Source organism: Rhodopirellula sp. UH5 (assembly GCF_056839225.1).
The window spans coordinates 128415-140547 of record NZ_CM166390.1 but is presented as its reverse complement, the minus strand read 5'-3'; the positions used below and the strand labels follow the sequence as shown (position 1 = coordinate 140547).

Annotated in this window: 9 protein-coding genes; 3 read left to right on the top strand and 6 right to left on the bottom strand. The window is 57.1% G+C overall.

Annotated features, from left to right (window positions below; all coding sequences use genetic code 11):
* Nucleotides 1-154: 154 nt before the first annotated feature.
* On the top strand, nt 155-1669 hold the full coding sequence (locus UH5x_RS00505; protein WP_482634332.1) for a BBP7 family outer membrane beta-barrel protein: 1515 nt from the start codon (nt 155-157) through the stop codon (nt 1667-1669).
* Between the two features lie 191 nt (nt 1670-1860).
* Here UH5x_RS00505 and UH5x_RS00500 read toward each other — a convergent pair whose 3' ends face one another.
* On the bottom strand, nt 1861-2604 hold the full coding sequence (locus UH5x_RS00500; RefSeq protein ID WP_482634331.1) for a ribonuclease E inhibitor RraB: 744 nt from the start codon (nt 2602-2604) through the stop codon (nt 1861-1863).
* Between the two features lie 95 nt (nt 2605-2699).
* Between UH5x_RS00500 and UH5x_RS00495 the strand changes: the two genes are divergently transcribed.
* Complete coding sequence (locus UH5x_RS00495) at nt 2700-3944, top strand: sensor histidine kinase (RefSeq protein WP_047814820.1); 1245 nt, start codon at nt 2700-2702, stop codon at nt 3942-3944.
* A 443-nt stretch (nt 3945-4387) separates the two neighbouring features.
* Here UH5x_RS00495 and UH5x_RS00490 read toward each other — a convergent pair whose 3' ends face one another.
* From UH5x_RS00490 to UH5x_RS00470, 5 genes are all read right to left on the bottom strand, one after another.
* On the bottom strand, nt 4388-4594 hold the full coding sequence (locus tag UH5x_RS00490; RefSeq protein WP_482634330.1) for a hypothetical protein: 207 nt from the start codon (nt 4592-4594) through the stop codon (nt 4388-4390).
* Complete coding sequence (locus UH5x_RS00485; RefSeq protein WP_173442666.1) at nt 4572-5351, bottom strand: hypothetical protein; 780 nt, start codon at nt 5349-5351, stop codon at nt 4572-4574. The genes UH5x_RS00490 and UH5x_RS00485 overlap by 23 nt, the downstream gene beginning before the upstream one ends.
* A 353-nt stretch (nt 5352-5704) precedes the next feature.
* Nucleotides 5705-6907 carry a glycosyltransferase gene (locus UH5x_RS00480; protein WP_482634329.1) on the bottom strand — a complete coding sequence of 401 codons (1203 nt, stop codon included), beginning with the start codon at nt 6905-6907 and terminating at the stop codon, nt 5705-5707.
* Between the two features lie 434 nt (nt 6908-7341).
* Complete coding sequence (gene ppdK, locus UH5x_RS00475; RefSeq protein ID WP_047814814.1) at nt 7342-10002, bottom strand: pyruvate, phosphate dikinase; 2661 nt, start codon at nt 10000-10002, stop codon at nt 7342-7344.
* 197 nt (nt 10003-10199) lie between these two features.
* Entirely contained in the window at nt 10200-10637 is a 438-nt protein-coding gene (locus UH5x_RS00470) for a hypothetical protein (RefSeq protein WP_236696273.1), read from the bottom strand.
* Between the two features lie 148 nt (nt 10638-10785).
* Here UH5x_RS00470 and UH5x_RS00465 point away from each other — a divergent pair, with 148 nt between their 5' ends.
* Entirely contained in the window at nt 10786-12069 is a 1284-nt protein-coding gene (locus UH5x_RS00465) for a CCA tRNA nucleotidyltransferase (RefSeq protein WP_482634328.1), read from the top strand.
* Nucleotides 12070-12133 lie beyond the last annotated feature (64 nt).

Genomic DNA, 12133 nt, shown 5'->3' with positions numbered 1-12133 from the left:
GGGGAGATAGCGAACTTGTACCACGCCTGGGGTTCAAAACAGGCAATCTACGTCGGCTGTTCCAAGGGTAGGGTTGGTTCTGAATGGTCCGCTGATTCTGGTCGAAACAGTTAACCAGATGAATCCCGTGTTCCCGGACTACACGAGAGTACCAATGGAAACGAATAAAACGACGAAATGGAAGTTGCTCGCGTTGGCAGCCATGCTGTCAGCAGGATCCGCCTCGGCGGCGGATCAAGGCAACTCGGACATGACACAATACTACACCGGTGCTGCACCGGTGTCCGCAGAGGAAGTCGACATCGTTTATGACGACGTCGACTATTCCGCCGACAACATGGCGGCTTCCTTCTACGGCAACGAAGGACAATCGCTTCAGCCGGTTGCCTTTGTGGGTGACCAACAACTAGGCAGCGGTGTTCCAACCCCGTCTCCGATGATGGACGATTCTTACATCGTCAGCAACGGCGGCGGATGCAGCACGGGCGATTGTGGCAACAGCTACGAAATGGCCAGCAGCTGCGGATCGGCTTGCGGCGGCAACTGTGGCGAATGCCGCCAACGCCCCGTTCGCAAAATGCTGAAAAAGCACGATGTGTGGATGACCGCGGAAGCTTTGTTGTGGTTCACCCAAGCACGCTCGACCACACCTTTGATCACTCAAAGTGCTGCGGGCACCGACCCTGAGTTGGATGTCGCTGGCACCACCACCCTGTTTGGTGGTGACGAATCCATCGGCGGCGATTTGAGCGCCGGATTCCGTTTGGACTTCGGCCGCAACCTGAACGACGACTTCGGAATCGGCGGCCGCTTCTGGTGGCTCAGCGAAAGCAGCGAAGACGCCAGCTCCGGCGGCACCGTCAACGGCAACGCGTTCTCATACGGTCGTCCGTTCTATGACACGAACATCAACTCGGACAACAGCATCCTGATTGCCAGCACCGGAGTCGCCGGCAATGACGACTTCGAGGGCTCGTTCTCCGCTGAGAGCTCGCTCGACATCTACGCTGCGGAAGCTTATGCCCGCATGAAGATGCTCAGCGGCTCGGGATTCCGCACCGACCTGATCGGTGGTTTCTCGCACTTCGGGATCGACGACACGTTGACCGTCAACAGCACCAGCATCCAGACCACCGATGCAATCGCTGGCAACATTGGTGACACGACCGTTCTGTACGACAACATCGAAACGGAAAACCGTTTCTATGGTGGTCAGATCGGTTTCGAAACCATGGTCAACCGTGGCAAGTGGAGTTTCAAAGCGTTGACCAAGGTTCACTTGGGCAACATGGAACAAATCTATCGCGGCTCAGGTTTGCGAACCTTCACCGACGCTGGCTTCGTCACCACCACGTCGACCGACGGCGGTGTGCTTGCCTTGGGCGATACCTACAACACGACCGCACTGGACGAAGACAAATTCACCTTCGCTCCTGAAGCGAACGTGAAATTGGGCTACAAGTTCCGCCCGAACGTTTCGATGTCCGTTGGCTACAGCTTCATCTACTGGGATGACGTCTTGCTGTCAGGCGACAACATCAACAACGTTTACAACGGTGACGGAATCACGTTCCCACCAGGAGCAGCATTGGCCCAGCCCGTGTCAGAACGCAAGGACAGCTCCTTGTACACACACGGCATCGACTTGGGCTGTGTCATCGACTTCTAAGCTGAACTTAGCAGGGACTACTGTTCCTGATAGGCGGTAAGTTCTGCCGGGTGGACTCCGGTTTGATAACTGTCCGGGGTTCCAAGTCGGAGACTGCTCGGCGAAAGCAAACAAGACGTGCGAGGATTCCAATCCTCGCACGTTTTTTTGTGCGCCGATTCAACCGGAATTCTCACCCCATGCGTCAGACATCAGTCGTCCAGATCGACAGTGACATCCACGAAGTCCTCTTCTGACAAGAACTGAATGCCATCCAACGTGGCACCATGTTCCCTCGCAATCTTCATGACTTGATTGTGGGCACCGGCCAAGCGTTCTTCATCGTTGCTGCCTTCTTGAAACACGAAGACGCCAAATCGGCCGGCTTCGTCCGGATCTTCGTCGGCTTGGCTGTTTGGGAAACCACCTTCGACCAACGCGACCACCAGCTTTTGCATTTGCTCCAGGGTTTCCCCCATCAGCAGAAACACCCATGGCAGCTCTTCGCCGGGATTCAATCCGCTGTCACTGAAATGACGAAGTCGCCACACCGCTTCGTCCAAACTCAGCCAATCGAACAGCTCATCGTCATCGATCGCGTCGAACACTTCCACGCCTTCGTATTCGATCCCGGTGCGTTCGGCGATCTGTTGCATGTGGTCCGCGATCTTCTTCACTTCGCTGGGCACCAACGCGCCGGTCTTGACCACACTCAACATGGGCCGTCCGAGCGACAACCTTCCCTTTTCATCGATCTCTTCGACCGACTCTTCCAGCTCGCACAGATAGTCATCCAGGGTCTCGGCAATGGATCGCAACTGCCCGATCTCGGCGCCTCGCAGGGTGAACGTCCAATCCATCGGCACAGACAACTCCACCCCTTGCTCTTCCACGAGATGCGAAAAGAGGGCGTCGATGTCAAATGCCAAATCTGGCTCGTCGGGGGATGCGTTCATGACGCCAGATTAGCAGATTCGGTGGGCACCGCCAGAACCGAAGAACGGAACGTCCGAGCCCCCTCTCACCCCGGCTTTGTGCTACATTTTCAACCATGACGACGGACATTGAAAAACAACTGATCGAAACGAATCTTCGGTTTCGAATTGCGACCCGAACCGCGAAGCTCGGCTATTGGGTTTTTGAAGTGGAGACGTCCGAAGTGGAAGTCTCAGAGGAGTTGCTTCACCAACTGGGTCTGCCAACGAATTTCATCTGGTCACTCCAGAGCTGGAAGGACCGCCTGCACCCGGACGACTACGATCGCGCAATCACCCAGCTCGCGACGGTCACCGAAGGAAATCCCTCCGCGTATTTCAACGTTTTTCGCCTTCGGCATTCCGATGGTTGCTATCGCTGGATCGAATCGATCGGCGACTTCATTCATGACAGCGATGGAAAACTGGTCCGGATGATCGGGACCCACCAAGACATCACTCGTCGGATTGAGATCGAACAGGCGTTGGACGCCGCTCTGGAAACCAGCATCCAGACCAACGAAGCGCTGCAACGCAGCAACCAAGAGCTGGAACAATTCGCCTACGTCGCCTCGCACGACCTGCGATCACCGCTTCGAGGACTGCAGAACCTGGCGACGTGGATCACCGAGGACATCGAAGAATCCGGGAACGAAGTCCCTGAATCGGTACGGGAACATTGCTCGACGATGAGCAAACAAATCGAACGCATGCAAGCGTTGCTGGATGGCTTGCTCGCCTACGCCAGGATTGACCAAAGCTACACATCGACTGAACCTGTCGACCTCAACCAAATCGTGTTGGAAGCCATCGCGTTCGTCGAAGCCGACCCGAACTTCGAGGTGCGGCTGGATTCCGACCTGCCCACCGTCATTGGCAACTCATCCCCGATGATGCGTGTGATGGTGAACTTGATTGACAATGCCATCAAACATCATCCGGGGCCTTCCGGAAAAATCATCATTCGCGGAGGGATGGCGGAGGACGGAACCGCCGAGGTGATCGTCGAGGACGATGGCAACGGAATTCCCCCCGAACATCGCGAACGTGTCTTCCGAATGTTCGAGACACTGGGCAGAAATCGCCAGAGCGGAAAAGGCGGGATGGGATTGGCCATGGTCCGCAAACTCGTGCTTTCCTGTGGAGGCACGATCCGTTTTGACACTTCTCCACTGGGGGGCGTCGCAGCGATCACGCGGTGGCCCACCGATGCATCGCGGCCTACCAACAAGAAATCGCCCGAACTGACCCACCGCTTGTTGGAAGCCATCACCGGATCCAGCGACCTCGCGGATGTCGATCCCGACTCGCCTGCTGAGTAACTGGACAGGGCCATCTTGGGACCGTCAGTCTTCTGAGCGACCGATTTGAGCGTGCTAAGCAGGTCGGCAGGAGTCTTTCGGCATTTGGACTGTTTCGGTAAGCGTCGTTGCTCCCACGTACAACCGGGGCTAACGCCCAAACGGCTCACATGATGATGCCCGATCATTCCTGCCGACCTGCTTGGTCTGCGGAGGCCGAATGAAGGAGGCTTTGCGACGCAAAGCCCGCAACACTCGCCTGAACGTGTCGGCTCACCAGCCGGAGCAGCGCCGAAGCGGCTTGATCCGGCCTACCTGAGAAATCGATCACTTCTAAAATCGACGTCCTTCGGTGATTCCGAAACTGGTGATCTTGGCTATGGGCGGAAGGAAATGCTACGCACCTATGAAAACACCCAGACACGGGGTCTGGGTGCGATGGTTTCAGTCTTGGCTGGTTTGGATCAGCCCAGGAAGGGGCTGTTCGTCGTCAGCATCACGGTCGGACGAGCCGTGTTGGTTTTGTAGTAATCGGGTCCCCAGCGATTCAGTTCCACGAACATCGCGATGACCGCGATCAACATGAACAACATCGCCAGCAACAACATCACCGTGTAAACACTCGGTGGTTGCTTGCCCGTTGGAGCATCACTCGATGGAAGTGTCGACACGATCGCCCTCCTCCACTACGCCTTCACTGTAGTCCCGCATGATCTCAGCAACCGCACGATCCGGTTCTGTCTCACGCACTTTCAAACGAGTCACATAGCGGCCACCACGGGTGACTTCCAAGTAATGACCGTTGCGAAGTCCATCGTCGTAGCCGATCGAAACTTCGACCAATTTGCGAGGACGGTTGACGACCAAGACGGTGCCGTTGCGTTCTGGCGGAGCACCATCGAGCGGGTCGTTCATGTTCAAACCGGCGGCGTCGACGACTTCTTTGTATCGCGTCACCTGGTTTGCCAACTGATCGTTGCGGTCTTGTTGCAACTGAACCACGCCGCGAAGGCTGTTCATTTGGTCGGTCAATTCCAAGGTGCGTGCGAACAAGGTGTCACGATCTTGTTGCTCGGTGCGGATTTGCTCACGCAATCGAGTGTTGTCCGCGGTGATCTTTTCCAACTCTTCCGCGCGAGCCCGGTCGATCTGGGCCAGCTCGGTGCTTTTGGCTTGCAGCTGCTGCACGGTCGATTCGCTCTCACGCAACTGCGATTCCAGCTGGTCCAGCTGAGTCTGCAGGGCGGCCAAGGCGGTTCGACGAGCGGCTTGTTCGCGATCCAAGGACGATTGAGTACGTGCTCTTGAATCACGAAGCTGTTCGTTCGTGCGTGCGACGGTTTCGATCTGGGCCTTCAAACCCTGAGGTCCGAGCACGACATCCCGCCAATTGCGGTGAGACGCGTTGACGGCGAGCGCCAAAACCATGAAAACCCCGCTCAATAGCAGGATTATGACCGAAAAGGATTTCCCGAGTAGGGTCATGGGTGGTCGGTTCCGGATGGAGAAAAGTGGTCGGGAATTTCATTTGAAAGTATAGTTACGGCCAAAAATGAGTGTCAACAAAATTGCTTGAAACACGTCGCAATTGACGACACACGCCAAAACGTAGGAAAGTGTAGCGATTGTGCGGGTTCCCACGGCTGTTTGCCGAGGTCCCGCCCCCGCCACAGACCGAGACCAACCGACGTGGCGAATCTGCATCGGCGTGGATCGTGCGCAACACGAGGTCCCCCATGCCGCCGTGCAGACGCCTGGACCCGGTCGAATGAATGGGAATGCTACTTTCCGGCACTCATCAGCAGATCACTGATCCGATCCACCGTGGCTCGCAGATCATGATTCTCCAACACGAACCGGTTCGCGTTGACAGCATGCAGGCGTCGCTGCTCAGCCTGCCCCGCGAATTCGCGGATGGCTCCGGCCAGCGAGGCGGGATCCTTCGGTACGGCCCAATGACACGTGGGAACGTCCGCCGAACCCTGCAATTCCACCGTTCCTCCGGCTCGCGTCGCCAACACGGGCGTCCCAAGAACAAACGCCTCCAAAACGACGTTCGGCAACCCCTCGAAATGAGACGGCAGCACCAACCCGTCCGCTGCAGCGATTTCGGTAGACGCCGGCTGGATCGCCCCTGCAAATTCGACTCGGTGGATCGTGTCCTTTGGCCCCGCCGCCAACACCATGTCTTTCCACCGTGACTCCAGCCCCGCCCGAAGTGGCCCGTCACCGATCAATCGAAAATGCAGCGTCGGCAATGGAGCGGGCCAATCTCTCATCAAACGTTCAATCGCATCGAGCAGCGTGGCATGCCCTTTTTCCTCCGTCAGCCTGCCCACGACCACCAACTTCAACGCGTCACCAGAGTCTCGGTCCGGGATTTCCGAGTTATCTCGCCGGCTCTGAATCGTATCCGCATCGACGGGATTGCGAATCGTTTGCACCAGCGATTCTGGCAACCCGTAGTATTGAATCGCGGACTGACGAGCGACATCACTGACCGCGATGACGACTGCACTGCGACGGTAAGCCAGAGCCAATCGCCGCCGTTTCAGCCTCACGAATCGCTTTTCGACCAATGGCAACGCCACCTCGGGCGGACTGACAATCGTCGACACCCGCGGACGATCCACTGACGAACCACGCTGAACAAGAGGATGACCGGCGATCAGCGTCATGTGAAAGGTTCGGTCGTAGATCACATCGACCTGTGTCCGCTCCACCAGATCGCGAAACCATTCGGCTTGTCGTTTCAGCATCCCACCGGGAATCCAGTCCAGCACTCGTGGCGGAAATGACTCCGGCGGATGATGAACAACCACATCATCTGGAATGGTGTTCAGCAGATCGCCAACCGCCTCTGTCAAATACAAATGCACGTCGAACCGTTCGCGATCCAGATGCCGAGCCAGCATCGCGGTTTGCAGTTCGCTTCCGCCGCCACGCATCGAACTGGCCATCAAAAGGACTCGGCGGCGTGGCATGGCAGACTGGTTGGGATGGAGAGTTGTTAGCCGGCGTCCGTGCTTGGTCACCATCTAAATTCTATGGTAACGCAGTCAGTAGGCCAGGTTCCACTTGGCGATCGAGCCGATGCTTCGAAAGAAGCGAGGCGAGCACACGAACCGACGATCCTTCGCGAGCGTCCGTTGTCACGGCATTTCACCCAGCGCCATGGGAGACATGGCCCACGTGGACGACGTCAGGATTCTGGCGAACCCAGCAACGCGGCACCGCTGAACCATTGCCATCTTGTGTTTCAATGTCAGGACTCGCTTTGTTTCAAAGCATCGGCGTCGATCCCGAGTCATGACCTGGCCTGCTGCCCACGCACAAAAAAAGGCCGCGAGGCGGAGGGTTCCTCCGGTCTCGCGGCCCATCAATCATTCGTGGAATGGTGCCAGTTTGGCTCGATTCACTACGCCTTCAGTGCAGCTTGAGCAGCGGCCAAACGTGCGATTGGCACGCGGAAAGGGCTGCACGAAACGTAGTCCAGTCCAACTGCGTTGCAGAACTCGATCGAGGCGGGGTCACCACCATGCTCGCCACAGATACCAACCTTGAGTTTCTTCTTGACGCTACGGCCCTTGGCGACGCCCATTTCGACGAGCTGTCCCACACCGCTGGTGTCCAGCGACTGGAAGGGGTCGACGGGAACGATTTTGTGCTCGATGTAATCGGGCAAGAATCCGCCGACGTCATCGCGGGAATAACCGAACGTCATTTGCGTCAAGTCATTGGTGCCGAAGCTGAAGAAATCAGCGTACTCAGCCACTTCGTTGGCGGTCAAACAAGCACGAGGAATCTCGATCATGGTCCCGATCAAGATGCTCAGGTCGCCTTCGAACTTCTTGGCAGCCTTGGTTGCTTCGATCGTTTCTTCCACCTTTTCACGCAAGATACGAAGTTCAGCAGCGGTGCCGACCAACGGGATCATGATCTCGGGCTGAGCGTCGATGTTCTTCTTGGCACAGCTGATCGCTGCTTCGACGATTGCCTGGACCTGCATTTCCAAGATTTCGGGGTAAGTCACGCTGAGACGGCAACCACGGTGGCCGAGCATTGGGTTGGACTCGTGAAGAGCCGCACCACGCTTTTTGATCTCGCCCAACTTGACGCCCAACTCTTCGGCCATTTGCTTTTGAGCGGCTGGTTCGTGTGGCAAGAACTCGTGCAATGGTGGATCCAGCAACCGCACGGTCACGGGGCAACCCTTCATGGCTTTGAAAATGCCTTCGAAGTCTTTGCGTTGGAACGGCAACAACTTCTTCAGGGCAGCACGACGAGCATCTTCGTTTTCGGCCAAGATCATGGCACGCATGTGAATGATGCGATCAGCTTCGAAGAACATGTGCTCGGTGCGGCACAGTCCGATGCCTTCGGCACCGAAGTCACGGGCACGCTTGCTGTCGGCAGGTGAATCCGCGTTGGTGCGAATCGAAAGGCGACGGTATTGATCGGCCCACTTCATCAACTTGGCGAAATCGCCAGACAACTTGGGCTCTTGGGTTTCGACTTCGCCCGCCATCACTTCGCCGGTCGTGCCATCGAGGCTGATCGTGTCCTTGGCGGTGAATTTGCGTCCGCCGACGGTGATCGTCTTGGCTTTTTCGTTGATTTCCACTTCGCTGGCACCCGCGACGCAGCACTTGCCCCAACCGCGAGCAACCACAGCAGCGTGGCTGGTTGCTCCACCGGTGCTGGTCAAAATACCAACGGCAGCGGACATACCTTCAACGTCTTCTGGGCTGGTTTCGCGACGAACCAAGATGACGTTTTCGCCAGCTTCGAAACGTTCACGAGCATCGGTCGCGGTGAAGGCCAACTTGCCAACCGCAGCGCCTGGCGACGCATTCAAACCACGGCACAACACGTCGGCGGCGTTGCGAGCGGTGGGTTTGAACGAAGGCAACAAGCAGTGAGTCAAGTCCGAAGCAGGAACACGAAGAACGGCGTCCTTCTCGGTGATCAAACCTTCTTTGACCATGTCGCAAGCGATCTTCACAGCCGCGATGCCGTTTCGCTTTCCGTTCCGAGTTTGCAGCATGAACAACTTGCCACGCTCAATCGTGAACTCGATGTCCTGCATGTCGGTGTAGTGGTCTTCCAGTTTCTTCTTGATTTCCATCAGCTCTTTGTGAGCCGCTTTGTCCCACTTGGTCATTTCGGCGACCGGCTGTGGTGTCCGGATACCAGCCACAACGTCTTCGCCCTGAGCGTTGATCAGGAATTCGCCGTAGAACTTGTTCTGCCCGGTGTTGGGGTCACGAGTGAAACCGACCCCCGTTCCCGAGTCGTCGCCCATGTTGCCATAAACCATGGCCTGGACGTTCACGGCGGTGCCGATCAAGTCGTTGATCTCGGTGTTGCCCTTGGCCGATTCGATGCGGCGATAGCTGATCGCACGGTCAGCGTTCCAGGAACCGAAGACGGCTTCGATGGCCAACTGAAGTTGTTTGATCGGGTCTTGAGGGAAGTCTTCGCCGGTGCCCTTCTTGTAGACCGCTTTGTAAGCATCGCAAAGTTCACGCAAACCTTCGGCAGGAACTTCGGTGTCTTCGGTGACGTTGTGTTTTTTCTTGACCTTGTCAAACGCAGCTTCGAACTGCTCGTGATGCAGGCCCATCACGACGTCGCCGTACATGTTGATCAAGCGGCGGTAAGCGTCGAAAGCGAAACGCTCGTTCTTGGTCGCTTTGGCCAAACCTTCGGTCGCTTCGTCATTCAGTCCGAGGTTCAAAATGGTGTTCATCATCCCGGGCATCGAGACGGCTGCACCAGAACGGACGCTGACGAGCAACGGGTTTTCGTTGTCGCCGAAGTTCTTGCCGAGTTCCTTTTCCAGGATTTTGACGGCGTCCTGAATTTCGTCCATCAATCCCTTGGGAAGCTTCTTGCCAGCTTTGTAGTAGCCGTCGCAAACTTCAGTGGTGATCGTGAACCCGGGAGGGACCGGCAGTCCGATGGAAGTCATTTCGGCCAAGTTCAGGCCTTTACCGCCCAGGATGGCTTTGCTTCCGCCTTTTCCTTCGGTCTTCGTTTTGCCGAAGTAGTAAACCATCTTGTCTTTTTTTGCCATCGTCGCTGTCAATCCCTGTGTGGGGTTTGGAAATCAAAAGAACGTTTGGCCGCAAAGGGTATTTGGCGCACGTAGTTAGGTCAATCAGTCAAGACACCTGAAACCGGCAAAATCACGGGGTTTCCGCGACGTTTGAGGCCTGATCCGGACACGCCGCGTCACCAGCAGATCGACACGCTCAACAAACATCCCGGCGGTCAGTCGTGGCGGCGCAAGTGACCGGCGCTGGTTTGGAACATTCGCCGACGACGCGATGCGGCCTCTTCCGTCGATCGGCCCCGCGCCAGTTGCTGGTTCAAATCATCGAAATTGGCACGGCAAACGCGGCATCCAATTTCAGTCAAGTGAAACAGAACATAGTCCGCCATCTCGGGTTCCAACTGATTGGCAACGTAAGCCTGCAGCACCGCCCGATCGGGACAGGAAAGCTGCTGACGACGCCAAATTGCACCAATTGTGTGCAACCCAGCGACATCCTGGCCACGCAATTGGATCAGTCGCTGACGCAGCTCTTCGTCTTCTCGCACCGCTTGTTCAATGGCGGAGGACCGCGACGGCTCGAGCTGTTCGTCCAGAAACGCGACCAACTCGGCGTCCGTGAATCGATCGGGCGAGGAAGCAAATTCAGCAGACACCAGAGAATTCAAACGTGTGAGAAAATGGACAGGAGCGACAATGGTCGGAAGATTCAAACGACTCGGTATGGTAGCGTCTTTTCGAAACTCGGGCGGAACAACACCCCGTGAAATCGTCGCACCAAAAAACTCGACTTCCCACTCGCCGATGCCTGACTTCCCGACTGAAATCCTGAATTCGCCCGCTGCCGCCGAAGCGGTTCGCATCATCACCGAACTGAAGAACGCTGGCTTTGAGGCTGTTCTGGCGGGGGGCTGCGTTCGAGACGCGCTGCTCGGCCGCACACCAAAGGACTTCGACGTCGCCACCGATGCAACTCCCGATTCCGTCCGCGATGTGTTTGGAAAACGCAACACGCTGGCGTTTGGGGAATCCTTCGGCGTGATCGGCGTGCTGCCACCACGCCCCGAAACGACCGAACACCCGGCCAGCAACGCCAAGGAATCCGCCGGCAAATTGATGCCGACCGAAGTGGCCACCTTCCGCGCCGACGGAAGCTACTCCGATGGCCGTCGCCCCGACAGCGTCACTTACGGCGATGCCGAAGCCGATGCACTGCGCCGCGACTTCACCATCAACGGGATGTTCTACGACGTTTTTGAATCACGAATCATCGACCACGTCGGCGGAGTCGATGACCTCGCCAAAGGACACCTGCGAACGATCGGCAAGGCGATTCAGCGTTTCGAAGAAGACAAACTGCGGATGCTCCGTGCCGTCCGGTTCGCGACCACACTCGGGTTTTCGATCGAACACAAAACCTTTGCCGCCATCCAAAATCACGCCAGCGATATCAGCGTGGTCAGCGGCGAACGCATCGGAGCCGAGATGCGCCGCGTGATGACCGCCCCCGCGGTCGACTTTGGTTTGGAAACCCTGGTCGACACCGGATTGTCGCTTCATATCTGGCCGCAACTGCAAACCATGAACTGGACCGAATTTTCGACCGCGATCCAGGCCGCCAAACGACCTTCCTTCGAAGTCGCGATGGCAATCGCCTTGTTTCACCTGCCCGGCGATTCGATGCACACCCTGCGATTGATCTTCGACGACTGGAAACTCTCCGTCGCGGAACGCCGCGCGATCGAAGCCGCCCTGACTCACGCGGAAACGATCACTCAGTGCGACGGACTGGCTTGGTCCAAGTTGCAGCCAATCCTGGTCGATACCGATGCACCAACGATCGTGGGCACCGCGCGGGCCCTGGCGCCGAAATCTCGCGGTGTCGCCCGAGCCGGCCGAGCTTTGTCGGGCGACCCCAACGAACTCGATCCGCCACCCTTGGTCACCGGAGCCGACTTGATCTCGAGCGGCATGCGTCCTGGCCCAGAATTCAAAGCCATCCTGCAATCCATTCGCGACGATCAACTCGACGGCAAACTCAACTCGCGAGAAGAAGCCCTGAAACGAATCCCGACGGGTGACGAGTGACGACGCTTGCCGGCACGTTTCCACGCAATCCCCCTCACCCGAAACGAAGTTTTTGGGGAGAGTG

Excerpts from the sequence above, each read along its gene's own strand:
- UH5x_RS00505 (WP_482634332.1), top strand. The coding sequence starts at position 155 with ATGGAAACGAATAAAACGACGAAATGGAAGTTGCTCGCGTTGGCAGCC.
- UH5x_RS00500 (WP_482634331.1), bottom strand. The coding sequence starts at position 2,604 with ATGAACGCATCCCCCGACGAGCCAGATTTGGCATTTGACATCGACGCC.
- UH5x_RS00495 (WP_047814820.1), top strand. The coding sequence starts at position 2,700 with ATGACGACGGACATTGAAAAACAACTGATCGAAACGAATCTTCGGTTT.
- UH5x_RS00485 (WP_173442666.1), bottom strand. The coding sequence starts at position 5,351 with ATGGTTTTGGCGCTCGCCGTCAACGCGTCTCACCGCAATTGGCGGGAT.
- UH5x_RS00480 (WP_482634329.1), bottom strand. The coding sequence starts at position 6,907 with ATGCCACGCCGCCGAGTCCTTTTGATGGCCAGTTCGATGCGTGGCGGC.
- ppdK (WP_047814814.1), bottom strand. The coding sequence starts at position 10,002 with ATGGCAAAAAAAGACAAGATGGTTTACTACTTCGGCAAAACGAAGACC.
- UH5x_RS00465 (WP_482634328.1), top strand. The coding sequence starts at position 10,786 with ATGCCTGACTTCCCGACTGAAATCCTGAATTCGCCCGCTGCCGCCGAA.